The organism is Pseudomonas sp. PME37.24/025, assembly GCF_055556615.1.
Map to the genome: position 1 here is coordinate 185980 of NZ_JBVHNK010000008.1, position 19629 is coordinate 205608.

General features: G+C 60.1%; 19 protein-coding genes and 1 pseudogene. 9 read left to right on the forward strand and 11 right to left on the reverse strand.

What is annotated here, in order from left to right; translation table 11 throughout:
• Positions 1-2: 2 nt before the first annotated feature.
• From ACZ3HH_RS16325 to ACZ3HH_RS16345, 5 genes are all read left to right on the forward strand, one after another.
• Positions 3-1235 carry a GNAT family N-acetyltransferase gene (locus ACZ3HH_RS16325; RefSeq protein ID WP_465805835.1) on the forward strand — a complete coding sequence of 411 codons (1233 nt, stop codon included), beginning with the start codon at positions 3-5 and terminating at the stop codon, positions 1233-1235.
• A complete protein-coding gene (locus ACZ3HH_RS16330; RefSeq protein WP_465805836.1) occupies positions 1207-2019 on the forward strand; it encodes a ChbG/HpnK family deacetylase in 813 nt (270 codons plus the stop codon). Before ACZ3HH_RS16325 ends, ACZ3HH_RS16330 begins: the two co-directional genes overlap by 29 nt.
• 60 nt (positions 2020-2079) lie before the next feature.
• Positions 2080-2769 (forward strand): N-acetyltransferase, encoded by a 690-nt coding sequence (locus ACZ3HH_RS16335; RefSeq protein ID WP_465805837.1) that lies wholly within the window; start codon positions 2080-2082, stop codon positions 2767-2769.
• A 152-nt stretch (positions 2770-2921) separates the two neighbouring features.
• The gene (locus ACZ3HH_RS16340; RefSeq protein ID WP_465805838.1) at positions 2922-3215 is read left to right on the forward strand and encodes a type II toxin-antitoxin system RelE/ParE family toxin; all 294 of its coding nucleotides are present in this window, start codon (positions 2922-2924) and stop codon (positions 3213-3215) included.
• A gap of 2 nt (positions 3216-3217) precedes the next feature.
• Positions 3218-3526 carry an addiction module antidote protein gene (locus tag ACZ3HH_RS16345; RefSeq protein WP_063340329.1) on the forward strand — a complete coding sequence of 103 codons (309 nt, stop codon included), beginning with the start codon at positions 3218-3220 and terminating at the stop codon, positions 3524-3526.
• Here the strand turns inward: ACZ3HH_RS16345 and ACZ3HH_RS16350 are convergent.
• Both ACZ3HH_RS16350 and ACZ3HH_RS16355 read right to left on the reverse strand, forming a co-directional pair.
• Positions 3515-4354 carry a class I SAM-dependent methyltransferase gene (locus ACZ3HH_RS16350; protein WP_465805839.1) on the reverse strand — a complete coding sequence of 280 codons (840 nt, stop codon included), beginning with the start codon at positions 4352-4354 and terminating at the stop codon, positions 3515-3517. The two genes, ACZ3HH_RS16345 and ACZ3HH_RS16350, sit on opposite strands and share 12 nt — an antisense overlap.
• A gap of 93 nt (positions 4355-4447) precedes the next feature.
• A complete protein-coding gene (locus tag ACZ3HH_RS16355) occupies positions 4448-5353 on the reverse strand; it encodes a LysR family transcriptional regulator (protein ID WP_465805840.1) in 906 nt (301 codons plus the stop codon).
• Between the two features lie 162 nt (positions 5354-5515).
• Here ACZ3HH_RS16355 and ACZ3HH_RS16360 point away from each other — a divergent pair, with 162 nt between their 5' ends.
• Positions 5516-6532: an alpha/beta hydrolase gene (locus tag ACZ3HH_RS16360; protein WP_465805841.1), complete on the forward strand. Its 1017-nt coding sequence runs from the start codon at positions 5516-5518 to the stop codon at positions 6530-6532.
• 91 nt (positions 6533-6623) lie between these two features.
• Positions 6624-7136 (forward strand): annotated as a pseudogene (locus ACZ3HH_RS16365) (cyclic nucleotide-binding domain-containing protein); the annotation flags it as partial.
• 65 nt (positions 7137-7201) lie between these two features.
• On the opposite strand, the gene ycaC reads toward ACZ3HH_RS16365, so the two are convergent.
• From ycaC to ACZ3HH_RS16395, 6 genes are all read right to left on the reverse strand, one after another.
• Positions 7202-7828: an isochorismate family cysteine hydrolase YcaC gene (gene ycaC, locus ACZ3HH_RS16370; protein ID WP_223488182.1), complete on the reverse strand. Its 627-nt coding sequence runs from the start codon at positions 7826-7828 to the stop codon at positions 7202-7204.
• A gap of 68 nt (positions 7829-7896) precedes the next feature.
• Entirely contained in the window at positions 7897-9735 is a 1839-nt protein-coding gene (locus ACZ3HH_RS16375) for an amidohydrolase (RefSeq protein WP_465805842.1), read from the reverse strand.
• A gap of 45 nt (positions 9736-9780) precedes the next feature.
• A complete protein-coding gene (locus ACZ3HH_RS16380; RefSeq protein ID WP_465805843.1) occupies positions 9781-10407 on the reverse strand; it encodes an antibiotic biosynthesis monooxygenase in 627 nt (208 codons plus the stop codon).
• Complete coding sequence (locus ACZ3HH_RS16385; protein WP_465805844.1) at positions 10400-10816, reverse strand: DoxX family protein; 417 nt, start codon at positions 10814-10816, stop codon at positions 10400-10402. Before ACZ3HH_RS16385 ends, ACZ3HH_RS16380 begins: the two co-directional genes overlap by 8 nt.
• Before the next feature lie 272 nt (positions 10817-11088).
• Positions 11089-11469 (reverse strand): DUF6124 family protein, encoded by a 381-nt coding sequence (locus tag ACZ3HH_RS16390; protein WP_465805845.1) that lies wholly within the window; start codon positions 11467-11469, stop codon positions 11089-11091.
• 500 nt (positions 11470-11969) lie between these two features.
• Positions 11970-12893 (reverse strand): LysR family transcriptional regulator, encoded by a 924-nt coding sequence (locus ACZ3HH_RS16395; RefSeq protein ID WP_465805846.1) that lies wholly within the window; start codon positions 12891-12893, stop codon positions 11970-11972.
• 224 nt (positions 12894-13117) lie between these two features.
• Here ACZ3HH_RS16395 and ACZ3HH_RS16400 point away from each other — a divergent pair, with 224 nt between their 5' ends.
• A complete protein-coding gene (locus ACZ3HH_RS16400; RefSeq protein ID WP_465805847.1) occupies positions 13118-13573 on the forward strand; it encodes a helix-turn-helix domain-containing protein in 456 nt (151 codons plus the stop codon).
• 41 nt (positions 13574-13614) lie between these two features.
• Here the strand turns inward: ACZ3HH_RS16400 and ACZ3HH_RS16405 are convergent, their stop codons facing one another.
• Positions 13615-14439: an alpha/beta fold hydrolase gene (locus tag ACZ3HH_RS16405; RefSeq protein ID WP_465805848.1), complete on the reverse strand. Its 825-nt coding sequence runs from the start codon at positions 14437-14439 to the stop codon at positions 13615-13617.
• Positions 14440-14473: 34 nt separating this feature from the next.
• Entirely contained in the window at positions 14474-15049 is a 576-nt protein-coding gene (locus tag ACZ3HH_RS16410) for a flavodoxin family protein (protein WP_465805849.1), read from the reverse strand.
• A gap of 334 nt (positions 15050-15383) precedes the next feature.
• Here ACZ3HH_RS16410 and ACZ3HH_RS16415 point away from each other — a divergent pair, with 334 nt between their 5' ends.
• Positions 15384-18188 (forward strand): ATP-binding protein, encoded by a 2805-nt coding sequence (locus tag ACZ3HH_RS16415; protein WP_465805850.1) that lies wholly within the window; start codon positions 15384-15386, stop codon positions 18186-18188.
• Here the strand turns inward: ACZ3HH_RS16415 and ACZ3HH_RS16420 are convergent.
• Entirely contained in the window at positions 18153-19628 is a 1476-nt protein-coding gene (locus ACZ3HH_RS16420) for an ATP-binding protein (RefSeq protein ID WP_465805851.1), read from the reverse strand. The two genes, ACZ3HH_RS16415 and ACZ3HH_RS16420, sit on opposite strands and share 36 nt — an antisense overlap.
• Position 19629 lies beyond the last annotated feature (1 nt).

Sequence of the window (19629 nt, forward strand, 5' to 3'; positions counted from 1 at the left end):
CTATGGTGGCACGATTCGAATGGCGCACGTCGTTGTGCGCCCCGGACTTTCCGGCAGCTGCCTATGAGGGGTTGCGCCTGCGCGTGCCCGATCACACGCCGTTCAACACCCTGGCCTGGCTGTGCGCGTCGGAACAGGCACTGACCGCCGGGGAATGCTTGCACGTTCTGCTGGGCTGGCAAGGTGATGAATTGGCCTTGTGCCTGCCGCTGGTGGCGTCTGTGGAGCGCTTCGGAAGGCTGCCATTTCGGGTCCTGCGTCACCTCGGTTATCCCCTCACCGATCGCCTGGCCCTGCTCACCTGCCTCGATGCCGACAGCATGCGCAAGGCACTGGTGATCATCCGCCGTCGCGTGCCCCATGCGATGCTGCAACTCAATGAATTGTCCGAGCCCATCGGCGAAGAAAGCGCGCTGACCACATGGATGGCCCACAGCTCGACCGGCGAGCGTCGCCTCAGTTGCCGGGTGCCGGTGCATTTGATCAGCGAGGCCGACCACCAGGAAGTCTCCGGCGACCCGCGCTACAAACTGCGCCGGGCGCGTAAACGCATGTTGGCTTATGGTGCTCAAGTCCAACGCGTAACCCCTGACGCGGCCACCATCGGGCCTTTATTGCAGGCCCTCAGCGAAGTCGAAGTGCAGAGCTGGAAAGGTGTCGAAGGCGTCGGGATTTTCACCAGCAACCGTAGCCGACAATGGATCAACCTGTCCTTCACCGCCCTCGCCGAACAGGGACTGCTGCGGGTGGTGATGCTGGAAGTGGACGGGCGCTGCATCAGCTACCGCCTCGGCTTGCTGGAACAGGGCCGGCTGTACGACTACAACCTGGCGTTCCTGCCGCAATACGCCGATCTGGGCAGCGGTCGTGTGCTGCTCGAAGAGTGGATTCGCTGGGGCCTGGACGACAATTGGCACTGGATCGACGCTTCGCGGGTCAGCCTGATGAACTCCAGCCATCAACTCCAGGAGCGCATGACCGGGCAACTGGAGCACTGGCGCTGGAGCTTCTACTCCTGGCGTCCGAGCGGCCTCGCTCTGGGGCTGGCCATGCGACTCTGGCACCGGCTAAAGCCCTGGTTGAAAAAGTGGCAGGCCTGGCGTGCAGCCGCGCTGGTTGTCCCTGCTTCCAAGCCTATAACCGCACCCGCCCCTGCGCCCGCCGACAAAGGCCCTGCGCCCATTGAAAAAACAATAGAAGGTAAACATGCCTCGCCAAGTCATAGTCAACGCTGACGATTTCGGCCTCAGCCTGAGCGAAAACGCGGTGATCCTGGGCGCGTTCAAGGCCGGTGTCATCAGCTCCGCCACCGCCATGGCCAATATGCCGGCGTTTGACCAAGCCTGCGTCCTGGCCCAAGAGCCGTTGCTCAAGGGGCGAATCGGCTTGCACTTCAACCTCACCTACGGCCGACCGTTAAGCCCGTCAATTCTCGCGCGTTCGACGTTCTGTGACAGCCAGGGCCTGTTCGACCTCAGCCTGCCTCGCCACAGCCTCTGGCTGAACCGCCACGATCGCAATGCCGTGCTGGAGGAACTCGAAGCCCAATGGCAACGCTGCCTGGATAACGGCCTGCGCCCCAGTCACATCGATTCCCATCAACACGTGCATAACATCTGGCCTATCGGCGAAATCGTCGCGCGCTTTGCCGCCTACCAAGGGGTGCCCGTGCGACTGGCGCGCCATCTGGGGAATAACTTGAGTGTGCCCAAGCGCGTGTTCAAGACCTTGCTCAATTATCGATTGAACCGTTTGGCCGGAGCGACCGCCGAGTACGTCTGCACCCCGGTGGACCTGCGCAACGTGGCGATGCCGATCAACGGCCTGCTGGAAATTGTCGTCCACCCAACCCATATCGGCGCCGATTTTGGCGACATCTATTTAAACCCCGGAGAGTCTTTGGCTCACATATTGGAGATGCGTCTTCCGGGCATTCCGAGAGTGTCCTATGCCGTTGTGCCAAGAACGTGCGAAGAGGAACCCCAGTACTCGACTGATCTACAAACGTTGCAACCTTGATTTATCGCCATTGAAAAAACGTTATTCAAACCAACCCTGGCTTCAGCCTCGGAGGACCTCATGAGCGCCATCGCCAAGCTTTGCGAACGAATCAAACAAAAAGGCCTGCTCCACACATTCCAGACGCTCTGGAAGCGCTATGTGTACTTCCACCGAGAGCTGTTGTGGCTGGGACGCGATCTTGTCACCCCGGTGGCGCCGCACAAACTGCGGCCCTATACGGGTTTAAAGCGGGTGACGATTACCCAGGAGAACGCCATCGCTTTCACCAAGTATTACGGTAGCCGCGTCAAGGCCATGGCCCAAATCGCCTCCGAAGGTCACACCGGGCACATGTATGTGGACGAGGCAGGTGATGCGATCGGATTCATTTGGGGCAGCCTCAGTGACTACTTTGACCAGCACTATTACGGCTGCTGGTTCCGGGTCAAACCCGGTGAGTTTTTCCAGTTCGGCGGTGAAATGATCCCTCTCTACTTCGGCTCCAGCCTGTCGGTGGATGCCCAGTACAATATCTGGGGTGCAATGCGGGACCAAGGCTGCAACAAGGTCATGGACGTCTGCGATATCCGCAACATCCAGGCCATGAAAATGCACCTGCGCATGGACTACCAGGAGCAAGGGCGCATCACCCACATCTACGACCTGTTAGGCCGCTTTCGCTTCTTCCGCGAAACCCACTACAGTGGCTCGCGGCTGACTGAACTGCGCAAACCTGCGCAGTCGACGGCGACTGCGGCGCAGGCGTGATTTTGGTTGGTGGGAGTTCGTTGCTTGATTTGCCGCCATCGTGGGTTTTCCTGCGATGGCGTCATTTTGCCTACACAATTTAGGGAAAAACACACACTAGACCAGAGAATGAATTGACTGCTCGTCCGTATTCATATGGATACATTCGAGCAATGAATTATCTTATTCAACAAACCACAATCTTCGTGACATGGCATGCCTCGATTCGCGACTTGCGGGCCAAGGTTGCGATCGCTCGTCGCATTGACCGTGCCTCTGCGGGTAATCTAGGCGATATCAAGCCGGTGGGTGATGGTGTCTCCGAAATGCGCGTGGACGTCGGTGCAGGCTATCGGGTCTACTTCACCATGAGAAATGGCGTAGTCATCGTTTTGCTGGCCGGTGGTGACAAGTCCTCGCAGAACACCGATATCCGGCGGGCGAAAAAATTGGCAAGGGAGGTTTAAACATGGGCCAGACTTTGACTACTTTCGACATGGCAGCACTGCTCGACAGTGACGAAGCCATCAGCGAGTACCTCTCTCAGGTACTGGCAGACGGCGACAACGAAGAGTTTCTTCGTGCTATTGGCTACGTGGTAAAGGCCCGTGGCATGACACAAATTGCCAAAGATTCCGGAATGGGCCGCGAAAGCCTGTACAAAGCCTTCGCGCCAGGCGCGAAACCACGTTTTGATACGGTTCTAAAGGTCATTCATGCCCTTGGCATCGATCTCTGCGCACAACCGGGACATGCGGCAAATCACTCAACTCTCTGAGAATGTCCTCGGCACTACGTTGTTCGCCTTCACCGCCACCAACGTGTAACACAACGGCAACTGCGCCTTTTGCTGCTGATACCGATCGTAGAGTTCTTCGCGGTTGGAATGCGGGTATTCCTTGAAGTGGCTGATCTGCAACCCCGCCTCAACGGCACCGGTGAAGATGGCGCCCAGGGTGTGGACGAACCAGTAGGACGCTGAGGCCTGCTGTTCGACTTTGCCTTCGTAGACGATCGGCTGATTCTGGACGAAAGGTTCGCTGCGAAAATACGAGCTGTCCGGGCGATAGGGATCGGCTGACTCGGGGTCGAACATTTCCAGGAACGGGTGGGTTTCGTATACCACCAGGCTGCCGCCGGGCTTGAGGGTTTGCGCGGCATGGCGCAAGAACTCGGCGATGTCCGGCATCCAGTTCAATACACCGATGGTAATCAGTGCCACGTCGAAGCGCTGGTGAAGATCAGTCGGCAAGTGATGGATATCAGCCTCGATGAATTCAGGCTCATGGGGGGAACGGGATGCCAGCTCCCGGGCCTGATCGAGAAAGGCCTCCGACTGGTCAATACCCACGATACGGCGGGCCCCCAGGGCAAACAGCGAAAGGCTTTCGCGTCCGTTGTTGCAGCCCAGTTGCACCACCTCCTTGCCATCGACGCCGACCTGTTGAAGCAGCTCGGTGAGGGTGTCATCCAGGCAGGAAAAATCGCCATGGCTCACGGCACTCAAACAGGCCTGCCACTCAGGGGTATCTTTGTGGTGTTGGGCGGAGTCATTCCAGGCATCGCGATTACTGGCGATGGCTTTTTCTTTTGTCGGCATTTCCATTGCACGCTCCAGAATTCGGGCCTTTGATTGGCCGGCAAGAGTCTGGATCAGCGTCAGGAAAATCGCCATTCGAGCTTTGTTGCGATCTTGTAATCACCTGTGTCGCGAACCCTCTTCGCGTTGATTCAACCGCTCACGCAAGAACTCGATCAGCGCCTGCACCGGTCGCGAACCCTGACGGTGTTGCGGGTAGACGGCCGACAAGGTCAGCGGCCCGGGGCGCAAATCATCCAGCACCGGCACGAGTTGGCCGTCCTCCAGGGCCGAACCGACGATGAAGGTCGGCAGGTAGGTGATTCCCATACCGGCGATGGCCGCGTCCTTGAGCAACTCACCATTGTTGACCCGCATCCGGCCGGTAACGTTGACCGTCAACGGCTTGCCCTGCCCGTCGAAACGCCACTGCACCTGGCGACCGTGGCCGTAAGGCAGGCAATCGTGAGTGTGCAAATCCTCGGGTTTAATCGGCGTGCCCCGCTCGGCCAGATACGCCGGGCTGGCGCAGTACACCCGCTCGATGGCGCCGATGCGTCGGGCGATCAGTGTCGAGTCTTCCAGCACGCCGATGCGCAATGCCAGATCGTAGCCCTCGCCGAGCAAGTCCACTGGCCGATCGCTCAGGTCGACCTCCACGGTGACCTCACGATAACGCTGTAAAAATACCGGCAGCAGACTGCCCAAATGTGCGACCGCAAATGACAGCGGCGCGCTCAAGCGAATGGTGCCACGAGGTTCAGTGGTCTGGCCGGCGATGCCCTGCTCCACTTGCTCGACTTCGCTGAGCAGGCGCAGGGCTGATTCGTAATAACTCTGCCCCAGCGGCGTGACGTCCAACCGCCGGGTCGAACGGTTGAGCAGGCGCACGCCGAGGCGCTCTTCCAGTTGCATCAGGCGGCGGCTGACGAACTGCTTGGACAACCCTAATTGATCGGCTGCCGCAGTGAAGCTGCCAGAGTCCATGACCTGGCAAAAAATACGCATATCCTCGAACGGGTTCATTGTCACTCTCTGGTTGACAGCTAATCGCTTTATAGCCGCTTTTTCACTCTCCGGCACCTCATTAATCTGTGCTCACGGTGTTGCTGAGTCCTGAACCCCAGCGCCACAGCAGCCCGATCCCAAGGCATACAAAAACTCAAATGATTTAAAAAGGATTTGCACATGAACATCAAGAAAACCCTCGCCACTTCCGTCCTCGCTCTGTCCATCGGCAACGCATTCGCCGCCGGCAGCCCCGGTGTCGAACACAACACCCAGGCCTTCCTCGATGCCCTCGCCGCCGGCGGTGGCAAACCGCTGGAACAACTGAGCCCGAAAGACGCCCGCGCGGTGCTGACCGGCGCCCAGGCTTCGGTGAGGGTTGATCTGTCGGGTGTCGAAATCAGCGACAAGGCGATCAAGGCCGACGGCCAGACCATCAACCTGAAAGTGGTGCGTCCGGCCAAGGTCAAGGGCGAGTTGCCCGTGTTCATGTTCTTCCACGGTGGCGGCTGGGTATTGGGCGACTTCCCGACTCACCAGCGCCTGATCCGTGACCTGGTAGTGGGCTCCGGCGCAGTCGCGGTATACGTCGACTACACGCCATCGCCGGAAGCGCAATACCCGACCGCCATCAACCAGGCCTACACCGCGACGAAATGGGTGGCCGCGCATGGCAAAGAGATCGGTGTCGATGGCAAGCGACTGGCGGTGGCCGGCAACAGCGTCGGCGGCAACATGGCGGCGGTCGTGGCACTGATGGCCAAGGAACAGAAAACCCCTGCCCTGCGCTTCCAGCTGTTGATGTGGCCGGTGACCAACGCACAGTTCGACGACGGCTCGTACCAGCAATTCGCCGAGGGGCACTTCCTCACCAAAGGAATGATGCAGTGGTTCTGGGACAACTACACCACCAATCCGGCCGAGCGTGCGCAGCTTCATGCCTCGCCGCTCAACGCCAGCGCCGAACAACTCAAGGGCCTGCCTGCCGCACTGGTGCAGACCGCCGAATTCGACGTGCTGCGTGACGAAGGCGAAGGCTACGCCCGCCACCTCGATGCGGCCGGTGTGCCGGTGACCTCGGTGCGCTACAACGGGATGATTCATGACTTTGGCCTGCTCAATCCGCTGAGTCAGATTCCGGAAGTCAAAGCGGCGGTACGTCAGGCCGCAGCCGAGCTCAAGACGCATCTGAACTAAGTCCAACCTCTCGCCACACCCCACGGTGTGGCGAGTTTTTTTGTGCCCGTTGGAGTGCGACCCATGAGCCTTTTCTCTGCTCACCTGTTGCCTTGGAGCACACCCCGACGGCGTGATCGAACCCTCGACCCGCGCCCGCGCACTGCTCGATGAAGTGAAGATTTTCCGCTCGCGGAGCCATGAGGAACGTGACCGCCTCGCCGAATCGATGGTCGCGCAACAATACGCCGCAGGCCAGGTGGTGCTGGATCTGGATGAAGTGCCGGACAGCCTGTTCGTGATCGCCACCGGCGTCGTCAGCGCCAGCGTGCCGGACGGCAATGGTTTCACCGAGGCCGGTCGCATGGGGCCGAGCAAAGTCATGGGCGAACAGAGCATCCTGGCCGATACGCCGTCGCAGGCGACTTTTACCGCGCTGACGTCTTCGATCATCTACCGTCTCGACAAGAACCTGACCCGACAGTGCATGGAACAGCGCAACGAAGTGGGTCGGGCGTTGAACAAGTTGCAGGCGGTGCGGCAGCAAAACAGTCGGCTGGCGTTGATGGCCAAACCGGCGCCGATCAGGAAAGGTGGCTTTTGGGGATGGTTGCAGAAGCGCTGATGCAGCGGACATTCGATCAGCACAAAAAAATGCCCGCACATCGGCGGGCATTTTTCTTCAGCGCCTTACTTGGCAGTGAACTTGGTGTAGCTGTTGATCAGGTTGCGGTAGTTCGGCAGACGCTGGGACAACAGGTTGGCCAGGCCTTCCATGTCGTTGCGCCAGTCGCCTTGCAGCTCGCAGGCCACGGAGAACCAGTTCAGCAAGTGTGCACCCGCCGCCGACATCCGCGCCCACGCCGCTTGTTGCACGGTGGTGTTGAAGGTGCCGGAAGCGTCAGTCACCACGAACACTTCAAAACCTTCGGCCAGCGCCGACAAGGTCGGGAACGCCACGCAGACGTCGGTCACCACACCGGCGATGATCAGTTGCTTGCGGCCGGTAGCCTTGATCGCCTTGACGAAATCCTCGTTGTCCCAGGCATTGATCTGGCCTGGACGAGCAATGAACGGCGCATCCGGGAACTGTTCTTTGAGCTCCGGCACGATCGGACCGTTCGGGCCACTGTCGAAACTGGTGGTGAGGATGGTCGGCAGGTTGAAGAACTTGGCGATGTCGCCCAGGGCCAGCACGTTGTTCTTGAATTCGTTGGGCGAGAAATCCTGCACCAGCGAAATCAGGCCGGTCTGATGGTCGACCAGCAATACCACTGCATCATCTTTGTTCAAACGTTTGTAAGGAACGTTGCTCATGTGAAACTCCTCGCAGGATTGATGTTGCATAGGGCGCCGACACGCCAGGTCGGCGCTTTTTTAAATGACTAGAAGGCAAAACACGAGCAGCCAAACGCGCCCCAGAACCCCTGGAAATCGCTGACCGGTGCGTTCGACAAACGCGCCCGTTCATGGCTGTGGGAATGTACCGCGCACGGCCCCCTGCACTGGTGAACCTGCGCCTGCATCGGCGAAGTCGGACGCCAGTGACCCGGCACCTTGACCACCGGCGACCAGTCCGGCAGCACCGGCACGCTGGCCGGCCCGAGTTTTTCGAAGTCGCCAGCGGCGTACACCACCTTGCCGCCGACTACGGTCAGCACCGATTCGATCCACTTGATGGCTTCTTCCTCGACACTGAAAAAGTCCGCGCTCAATGCCGCCACGTCAGCCAGTTGACCGACCTTGATCTGGCCTTTCTTGCCTTGTTCGGAGGAAAACCAGGCACTGCCGTGGGTGAACAGTTCCAGCGCGGTCTGCCGTGGCAAGCCTTCCTCGTACAGCGCCAGGCCACCGACAGTGCGGCCGCTGACCATCCAGTACAGCGAGGTCCATGGATTGTAGCTGGACACTCGCGTGGCATCGGTGCCGGCGCCGACCGGTACACCCTCGGCCAGCATGCGCTTGATCGGTGGCGTGCTTTCAGCCGCCTTGCTGCCATAACGTTCGACGAAATATTCGCCCTGGAACGCCATGCGGTCCTGAATCGCGATGCCACCGCCCAGCGCCCTCACCCGCTCGATGTTCTGCGGGGTGATGGTTTCGGCGTGGTCGAAAAACCACGGCAAACCATTGAAGGGGATGTCGCGGTTGACCTTCTCGAACACGTCGAGCATGCGGCTGATGGATTCGTTGTAAGTGGCGTGCAAACGGAACGGCCAGCGCTGCTCAACCAAGTGACGGACCACCGGTTCCAGCTCCTGCTCCATGGTCTGCGGCAAGTCCGGACGCGGCTCGAGGAAGTCTTCGAAATCCGCCGCCGAGAACACCAGCATCTCGCCGGCGCCGTTGTGCCGCAGGAAGTCGTCGCCCTGATGCAACTTGACGCTGCCGGTCCAGTTCTGGAAATCGGTCAGCTCTTCCTTCGGCTTCTGCGTGAACAGGTTGTAGGCGATGCGGATGGTCAGTTGCTGGTCCTTGGCCAACTGCTCGATCACCTGATAATCGTCCGGGTAATTCTGGAAACCACCGCCGGCATCGATCGCACTGGTCAGGCCGAGGCGGTTGAGTTCGCGCATGAACTGGCGGGTCGAGTTGACCTGATATTCCAGCGGCAGCTTCGGCCCCTTGGCCAGGGTCGAGTAGAGAATCATCGCGTTGGGCCTTGCGACCAACATGCCGGTCGGGTTGCCGTTGGCATCACGCACAATTTCGCCACCCGGCGGGTTCGGCGTGTCGCGGGTGTAACCGGCAACCCGCAATGCTGCGCGGTTGAGCAAGGCGCGGTCGTACAAATGCAGCACGAATACCGGGGTGTCTGGCGCCGCCTGGTTGAGCTCTTCCAGGGTCGGCATGCGCTTCTCGGCAAACTGGAATTCATTCCAGCCACCGACCACCCGTACCCATTGCGGCGTCGGTGTGCGGTCGGCCTGATCCTTGAGCATGCGCAACGCATCAGCCAGGGACGGCACGCCTTCCCAGCGCAGTTCGAGGTTGTAGTTCAAACCGCCACGGATCAGGTGCAGGTGCGAGTCGTTGAGGCCGGGGATGACGCAGCGGCCCTTGAGGTCGATCACCTGAGTGCCCGAGCCGCGCAGGGCCATGGCTTCAGCGTCGGTGCCGACCGCGACGAAGCGACCGTCGCGGATCGCCACGGCGCTGGCGAGGGGTTTTTCGCGGTCTACGGTATGAAATTGGCCATTGAACAGAATCAGATCGGCGTTCATCGCAGTTCCTTCGTCATCAGTGAAATGAAGCAAAAAAGCGCCAGCTCAGCGCGGCGGATTTGCGTTGGATTCGAGGTGCTCCCGTGGCTGACTGGCCGTCAGCCACGGCGCAAACAAGCGAGTCGCGACCGGCATGCACACGTACACCACCGACAGCACGATGGTCAGGGTGATCAGGAACGTGGCGACCACGTAGTTAGAGAGGAAAGCATTGAGCTTGAGCAGCGGCCCCCAGATCAGTGGCACCAGCAAGGTGTGCGGCAGAATCACCAACAGCGTCACCACCGCTTGCTTCCAGCGCGGTGGCGGCGACGCGGCATCGGCCAACGGCGCAAACCAGAATTCGTTGACCGGGTTGACCTCGGTCTGGTCGCCGTCGGCCAGCATCGGCGCGGCCTCATCGATAAGCGCCTGACGTTGCGGCGAGTCGAGCCAGCGCTGCATGGCCTCGGTGGAGCAAAAGCGCAGCACGCAGGTGAACATGTCCAGGCCAGCGTTCTTGCCGCGGATCACGTCCACGCCCAGATGTCCTTCCGTGCGCCCCGCTACGCTGACGATGTTGCGCAGCCAGGCTTCATAGGCCGCTTCGAAACCGGCCTTGACCCGGTGCTTGACGATCAGCGTCACGATCTCATCGGACCCCGGCACTTTTTGAGTTTGGGCTTCAGGCATAACGGAGCACTCCGGGCAAACGGACATTGAGCGCCAGCCGTCCCGGCCCGGCGATAAACACAGAGGTGAAAAGGATCAACAGCAGCCAGCCGAACTGCCCTTCGGCCACACTCCATTGCGGATGCACGACCAGCAGCGCCACCAGCAGCACAAACAGAATAGGCAAGCACGCCAGCCGCGCCAGCACACCGGCGATAATCAGCAACGGGCACAGCACTTCGGCGAAGATCGCCAGGCTCAGGGTGAGGTGGGCACCGAGGTGGAAAGGGTCTTCGATCAGTTGCAGCTGCGCACTGAAGTCCAGCAGCTTGGGCAAGCCGTGAACCCACAGCAGAAACAGACCGCCACTGACCCGCAAAAACAGCAGCCCGATATCCCGCGCCTGTTCATCCCGTTGCGAAGCGTTCATGGCTCACCCTTGTTCAATCAATGGCTTGAATAGTGCCGCCAAGGGGTGGGGAAAAATTGAATGTACGTGCTCTCTTTGCGAGTGCGTTGAACGCCCGAACGACACAAATCCCTGTGGGAGCGGGCTTGCCCGCGATGGCGGCTGATCATTCAACGGTGATGTCGACTGACCCGACGCCATCGCGGGCAAGCCCGCTCCCACAGGATTTTTCGCCTGCTCACTACTGCTCAGGCACAAAAAACGGCCCGAAGGCCGTTTCGTATTGAATCCGGTCAGACGGCCGGGGCTGCCTTCAATTCCAGACTATCCAGCGCCCGACTCACAGCCAGTTCACCCAGCATGATGAGCTGCGCGACGCCCAGTATCGTATTGCGCTGCGGCCCCTCCAGAAACCCGGCACAGTCACTGGCGATCACCTTGGCCGAGGCAAAGGATTCGCAGGCATTGGCCAGTAGCTCTTCGATGTCGATGCCCGGGGCGACGGTATAAATCGTGCTCGGTTTGCGCGGGGGCTGATTGGCGCAGTCGGGGTCGGACGGTTTGAGGTAGTGATCGAGAGCACGCTCGGCGGCTTCGTTGAGTTTTTTGGGATCGAGGGGATCGTAGGGGGAAACGTCGTCGGTTTCTGGCGGGTTAGGTGTGGCTTTGAACATGGTGAATCTCCTTTGGAAAATAGCACCACCAGAACCTGTCGCTAAACAAATAAGGGTGGTGACTGTATGCAGGTTAGCGAACCGGTCAAAGGCACCCGGTAGACCCGAGGGTCTCCCGCATACAGCCACCATAACGTAATTGCAGACGTCAAAAGTCGGCAATAAAGTCTGGAGCACTGATGCACTTTGAATAGTCCGAGTCGCTAAACCCGATCGCTGATTGGCAGCGATGCGGAAACGATAAAGACCAGGCCCAAAGCGCACAAGCCGGCGGATTCTGGCGCAGTCGTAGGCAACGGCGCAAGGATCTGTAGCTTTCAGGAAGTAACGCTAAACACTATTAAACACAGCCATCGAATCAACACACATTCCTCTGTGGGAACGGGCTTGCTCGCAAATAGGGTGTGTCATTCAACAGTGATGTCGGCTGACCTGACGCCATCGCGGGCAAGCCCGCTCCCACAGGGTTTGAGGGGGTTTGAAGACCTGTATTTACAGACTTAAACCACCGGAATATCCAGCGACACCGACATGAACTGGCTGATCCGCGACCTTAACCAGCGCTCCGCAGGATCGTTGTCGTGCACCCCGCTCCAGGCCATCGACAATTGCGCAGCATCGATGGGGAACGGTGGATCTTCGGCGCGCAAGGCACATCCCTCAACCAACGCGCAGGCTGCGTAATCGGGGACAGTGGCGATCATCTCAGTGCCGGCGAGCAACGCGCGTAACCCACTGAACTGCGGCACACCAAGCACAACGCGTCGCGTGCGCCCGACCTTGGCCAAATCCACATCGATGTTGCCGCTCAGGTCACCGGAAAACGACACCATCGCATGGGGCCGCGCACAGTAATCGTCCAGGGTCAGCGGTTCTGGCCGGTTGTCGCCGCGCAGTACTTTGCAGGGGATGTCGCGCAGCTTCTTGCGTTTGGCGTTGGCCGGCAGATCGGTGGTGTAGCTGACGCCCACCGAAATTTCCCCTGATGCCAACAATGCCGGCATCAGCAGGTAATTGGCGCGGCGCACAACGACCACGATTCCCGGTGCTTCTTCTTGCAGTTGTCGTAACAACGGAGGAAAGAGACCGAACTCGGCATCGTCCGACAGTCCGATGCGAAACACATCGCAGCTGGTCGTCGGGTCGAACTCCTTGGCACGGCTGACCGCCCCCGAGATGGTGTCCATCGCCGGTTGCAGCTCCTTGAGAATCGCCAGCGCCCGTGCCGTCGGCTCCATCCCGCGACCGTTGCGCAGCAACAACGGATCGTCGAACAAATCACGCAGCCGCCCCAGCGCAGCGCTCACCGCCGGTTGGCCCATGAAGAGTTTTTCGGCGACCCGGGTCAGGTTCTTTTCGAACATCAGGGCTTCGAAAATCACCAACAGGTTCATGTCGACGCGGCGCAGATCGTTACGGTTCATAAGCACAATCCCATTGTGTTTTCGGCCAGGCACGAGGGTTGACGAGTGTGGCTGACTGTACTCGAGACTGCCCGCGCCGATCGAGGAATTAACAACGTTTAACTCGCAAGCCAAAGCTCCCGCGACCAAGAATGAAGCCCTCTGCGCAGACCTTTTTTTCAGAGGGAACGTGCTGACTTACCGTGCAGCGCACCCGCGCGCGCCCTCCGACACGGACATTGGCCATGGCTCACTTTCAGCAAAACGCGATCAGCGCGTCCTCCACTGAAACGCGAAAAAAACCCACTGGCGGGCTCAGCCCCTGGCGTGAAAATCTGGCCAGGCAGTTGATCCTCGATCACCTCGGTGAAACTCTGGAAGTGACCGAACTGGCACGGGCCTGCGCCCTGTCACGCAGCCATTTTTCCCGTGCGTTCAAGTGCAGCACCGGCCTCTCGCCGCAAGACTGGATTCGCCGGCAACGCATCGCCCGGGCCAAGCAGTTGATCCAGAACACCGACCTGACTTTGACGCAAATCAGTCTGGAATGCGGATTCTGCGATCAGGCGCATTTTTCCCATATCTTCACCCGCAGCGAAGGCGTTTCACCGTTTGTCTGGCGCTGTCGGGCCGTGCGTTCTCTTCCCTCTCTCACAATCAAAAGACCGCAGCCTGCGCCAGTCCTACAGAGGCTCACTTAACCGTGTAGGCGCTGGCGAAGGCTGCGATCTTTTGATCTTGATCAGCCCTTGATGAACGCCAGCAGATCTTCGTTGAGTTGATCCTTATGGGTGTCGGTCAGGCCGTGGGGTGCTCCCGGGTAGACTTTCAATGTGGAGCCCTTGACCAGTTTCGCCGCGGCGATGCCGGCGGCTTCGATCGGCACGATCTGGTCGTCGTCGCCATGCACCACCAGGGTCGGCACATCAAACTTCTTCAGGTCTTCGGTGAAGTCGGTTTCGGAGAACGCCTTGATGCAGTCATAGGCATTCTTGTGGCCGGACATCATGCCCTGCAGCCAGAACCAGTCGATCATGCCTTGGGACGGCTTGGCACCCGGGCGATTGAAGCCAAAGAACGGACCGCTGGCCAGATCCTTGTACAGCTGCGAACGGTCGACCAGGGACGCCTGACGAATGCCGTCGAACACTTCCAGCGGCAGGCCGCCGGGGTTGGCCTCGGTCTTGAGCATCAACGGCGGCACCGAGGAAATCAGCCCGGCCTTGGCCACCCGACCGGTGCCGTGACGACCGATGTAGCGCGCCACTTCGCCACCGCCGGTGGAGAAGCCGAACAGCACGGCGTTTTGCAGATCCAGATGCTCGATCAGCTGCGCCAGGTCATCAGCGTAAGTGTCCATTTCATTGCCGAACCATGGCTGGCTCGAACGACCGTGACCACGGCGATCATGGGCGATGACCCGGTAGCCTTTGGAGGCCAGGAAGATCATCTGCGATTCCCAGCTGTCGGCATTCAACGGCCAACCGTGGCTGAAGACGATCGGCTGACCGGTGCCCCAATCCTTGTAGTAAATCTCGGTGCCGTCTCGGGTGCTAAAGGTACTCATGGTGATGTCTCCTCATGCATGGATTTTGCGTTGGTTAATAAGAGGTGCGGACCATTCGTTCGGCCAGGCGTGCCACCCGCTCGCCCAGATGCGCGGCAGTGCGGCGGTCTTCGGGCGGCGGTGCAAGGTCGGGGGACTGTTCGACGTTCGATTGGGCCATGGCTCCCAGCGAACTGCCGAGCCGATTCAACTGCCCATCGAACAGGCCAATGCTGCTGCGCGCCGGCAGCAGGTCGAGACCGACCCAGATCATCGAGTGCTGGGCGGCGAACACTGCCATTTGCAATAAGGTGTTGAGCTTGTCGCCGCACAGGCAGCCAGAATTGGTAAACCCGGCAGCGAGTTTGTCGCGCCAGGGCTGGGCCAGGTAAAACGACGCGGTAGCTTCCATGAAACCCTTGAAGGCCGCCGAGGCACTGCCCATGTAAGTCGGGGCGCCAAAGATAATTGCATCGGCACGGTGCAAGCGTTCCCAGTGCTCATCCACTTCCTCGACCGGAATCAGCCGACAGGTGCTGCCCAGGTGCCGTTCTACACCCTGGCCCACGGCTTCGGCCATGACCCGGGTGTGCCCGTAGCCACTGTGATAGACCACCACCACGTTGCTCATTCCGGCTCCTCCAGAAGTGTTCATCCTTTTTGCGGTACGCTTTTTGTTGCAGGAAAGAGTGTGCCTTCGGTTCTATTTGAAGAATTGGATTTTTGTGCGTAGACCGGACGCAGGACGAGTTAAACGTTGTTAATTTTCAGCAGTGCCCCCACAGACTCGGTTGCCCCTGCGCCAGCGCCGCGCCCAATAGATACGAGGCGATGAGCATTAAGGGGAATGCATCAGCCGCTGTGCACCTGCCGACAGTTGCTCGAGGCTGCATTGCGCTGCCGAAAAAACCTGAGGAATATGCCCGGATACCGCGTGATAGAAGGATTCAAGCAGGAGTGACCCGTTGACCCTTTCTCCCGAACAGGCCATCCGTTTCGGCCCTTACCGGATTTACCCCGGACAACGCCTGGTGATGGAGGCCGACCAGCCCTTGCGCCTGGGTCGGCGCGCCATGGACATTCTGTTGATCCTGCTGGAACACGCCGGCCATGTGGTGAGCAAGCAGCAACTGATCGCTCGGGTCTGGCCCAATAGCGTGGTGGAAGACATCAACCTGCGGGTGCACATGGCGGCGCTGCGCAAAGCCCTCGGTGACGGTCAGGCCGGCCAGCGCTACATCGTCACCGTTGCCCAGCGCGGGTACAGTTTTGTCGCGCCGTTCTCTGTGGAGCACGTCGAGCAAAGCCCGAAAAGCAAAGAAAATGGACCGAGCCGGCATAACCTGCCAATCCGTCGTACCCGCATGATCGGTCGTCAGGCTCTGGTCGACAGCTTGGTGACGCAACTGGCGCAGCAGCGTTTCATCACCCTCGTGGGCCCCGGCGGAATCGGCAAGACCACAGTGGCACTGCGCGTTGCCGAACAATTGATCGGCCGCTACAAAGACGGTATTCGTCTGCTGGACCTGGCACCGATCAACGACCCTTTGATGATCACTACACACTTGGCAACGCTGCTGGATTTGTCCTCGCACGACGCCGAAACCATGAATGGTCTCGCCAGGTTCCTGCGCGAACGGCAGATGCTGCTGGTCATCGACAACTGCGAACACTTGATCGATGCCATTGCGTTGCTCAGTGAAAGCATCCTGCGCGTGGCGCCCCAGGTGCATATTCTGGCCACCAGCCGTGAAAGCCTGCGGGCCGAAGGCGAGTTCGTGCAGCGCCTGGAATCGTTGAACTGTCCGCCACCCATTGCCGTCCTCGATCGCGCTCAGGCCCTGACGTTTTCGGCGCTGCAATTGTTTGTCGAGCGGGCGATGGCCAGCCACGACAGCTTCGAATTGAGCGAAGACGAATTGCCGCTGGCGATTGAAATCTGCCGGCGTCTGGACGGCATACCGCTGGCCATCGAACTGGCGGCAGCGCAAGTGGGCAGCCTGGGTTTGAGTGGGCTGCTGTCGCAACTGCAAGGCAGCTTTCGCCTGCTCACCCAGGGCTGCCAAACGAATTTGGGCCGCCATCAAACCCTACGCGCGACGCTGGACTGGAGCTTCGAACTGCTCAATGCCTGTGAGCAAATCTGCCTGCGTCGACTGGGTATGTTCCGGGGCGCCTTCACCCTGGAGTCGGCGGCCGCCGTGATCGTCGGTGAACACATCGACCCCGGCGTGGTATTCGCCTCGATCACCCAATTGGTCGCCAAGTCATTGCTGAACGTGGAAGTCGGCGACGAAGAAGTGTTCTACCGTTTGCTCGACACCACGCGCGGCTATGCATTGGAAAAACTCGCCCAGGCCCAAGAACTGCCGGACACCCGCGAGCGCCACGCCGAACGCTGCCTCGCTTTGATGCAGCAAGCCCAGAACGACTGGGAGCAGATCTCGAGCGATCGCTGGACCGAGCGTTACGCTCGCAACCTGGAAGATATTCGCGCGGCGCTCGAGTGGGGTTTGAACGCTCAAGGCCCGCGGGCCTTGGCTATCCGCCTCACCGCGACTTCGGCACCGCTCTGGCAGGAGCTGTCGTTGCTCAAGGAACACGGCGTGTACGTGCGCAAAGCCCTGGCGTTGCTCGAAGCAACGCAACAGCCCTGCCCGCGTTTGACCATGACCCTCAAGCTTGCCCTCGGCAGTTCGTGCTACCACACGTTGGGCAGTAGCGCGGAAGCCGTCGAAGCATTCGTCAGTGCCAAACACCTGGCCGAACACTGCAACGATGTGGCCGGTCAGCTCAAAGCGATTTCCGGGCACTTGGCGGTTGATCTTAGTGGCGGCCACTACCAACTGGCCGTGGAGCAGAGTAGACAATTCGAGCGGTTGGGGCTGCAGGGCGATGCGGTGTTGTCCCTGAGCACCCAACGCTTGCGGGTGCTGGCTCTGCACTTTGCCGGGGATCAGGCCTTGGCGCGGGAAAATGTCGAACAGGTCATTCAATGCCTGGCCCAGAACGGTCACCTCAACCGCTTCAGCTATTGCTTTGGCGTGCATTACGATCAGAGCGTCGCAGCCCTGACGATTCTGGCGCGCATTCTCTGGTTACAAGGGCACCCGGAAAAAGCCTGGCGCACCGCGCGGCAAGCGCTCGACATCGCGATGCAGATCAATCATGGCACGTCCATCTGCTACACCCTGGCGCTGGCCGGTTGCCTGATCGCTCACTACAACGGCGACACCCCAGTCGCCCGCGAGCTTCTGAACCTGCTGCTTGAACAGGCGAAGAAACACTCGGTGCTGCTGTTCCACACGTGGGCCAGACATTACGCGCAGGTGATCGAGGGGGGCGATGCGCCCTCGTCACCGCGAGCGGACACCGGGTTGATCAAGGAAATCATGGTCACACTGGATAGTCGTTTCATCGATGACGCGTTGCTGGAACGGGCCGAAAACGGCGCGGCGGGCTGGAGCGCCGCGGAAATTCTGCGAGCCCGGGCCGACGCGTTGCTGACCGAGGATTGCCCGACCCGGGTCAGTGCGGCCGAGGCAATGCTGCTCAAGGCGTTAGCCATAGCAAAGACCCAGGGAGCGCTGGCCTGGGAACTGCGCAGCGCCACGTCACTGGCCCAGCTGTGGCAGCGTCAGGGTCACTTCCGGCAAGCCCATGAGTTGCTGGCACCGATTTACCAGCGTTTCACCGAAGGCTTTGCCACACCGGACTTGATGAAAGTCCGCCGGCTACTCGACGAGCTGCAGCGACACCTGCCCGGCTGAATTCCAGCGTGCCCGGCTGATGTAGCGCTCATAACGCAGTTCATAGGCTCGCAAGTAGCCACTGTGATCGAGTTTCTCCAAGGCGTAGGTGCGCGTGGTGTTGAGAAAACGGTAACGGGTCTCGCCGCAGTCCTGTTCCACCGACAGCAGTGATTTGCTCGCCAGCCGCTCTATGATTTCGACCAGGCAGGTGGGCCGCAGCACCGCGCAACTGATCACGCCAATCGCCGACTCCAGCGTAAACGCCATTTTGAACACCGCCAGCCGCTGCAATACGGTTTGCTCCATCGGGCTCAGCTGTTCATAGCTCCAGTCCAAGGCAGCTTTCAGACTCTGATGCCGTGGCAGAGCGGTGCGCCGGCCTTGAGTCAACAACTGCAAACAGTTGCCGAGTTGCGCTTGCACCCCCACCAGCGCCAACGCATCGATTTGCGTCGCCGCCAGTTCAATGGCCAAGGGCAGGCCATCCAGGCGCCGACAGATTTCGCGCACCGCCTTAAGATCCTGCTGGCGCAGGGCAAACCCTTGCTGACGGGCTCGGGCGCGGCTGACCAACAGCTGCACCGCCGAATAATCCATGGCCTCGGCCACGCTGTATATCGCTGAGGCCGGCGGTACCGCCAGGGCCGGTAAACACAGCAGCGTTTCCCCCGCCGCTTGCAGTGGTTCGCGACTGGTGGCCAGGATCGACAGCCGTGGCGCCGAGGCCAGCAGATTGTCCACCACTGCCCGACAGCATTCGAGCAGGTGATCGCAATTGTCGAGCACCACCAAGGCATGCCGTTGCGCCAGCGCGGTCCCGACGTCCAGTTCCAGTGTGCGCGACAGATGCTCGACGAGTTGCGCCGGGTCATCGATGGCTGCCAGATCAACCATCCAGACACCGTCCTGATAGTGCTGCAACAGCAACTCGGCCACCCGCAGCGCCACGGTAGTTTTGCCAATGCCTGCGGGACCAATCAGGGTCATGAGACGTCGAACCGGCAATTGCCGGACCACACTGCCGACGATCGAGTCGCGACCGGTCACCGGAGTGAGCCGCGCAGGCAGGTTGTGCTGAGGCTTGTGCACAGACTCGACCGGCACCGGCGTGCCTGTCCCGTCGCGTTGTACCGGGGCGATGAAGCTGTAGCCGCGCTGGGGAATATTGACGATGTAACGCTGCCCGTTCAGGCCATCGCCAAGTGCCCGGCGCAGGGCGGCGATGTGCACGCGCAGGTTGATTTCCTCAACCACCGAGGTCGGCCAGACACGGGCAATCAGGGCATCCTTGCTCACCACTGAACCGGCGCGTTCGACCAGCACCTGCAAGATATCCAGGGCTCGCCCGCCCATGCGCAACGGCCGATCACCCTCCAGGATCAATCGCTGATGCAGGTGAAACGCATAGGGCCCGAACCGCAGCACCGCATCGCTGTTTATATTTCTGAGGCTGTTCATG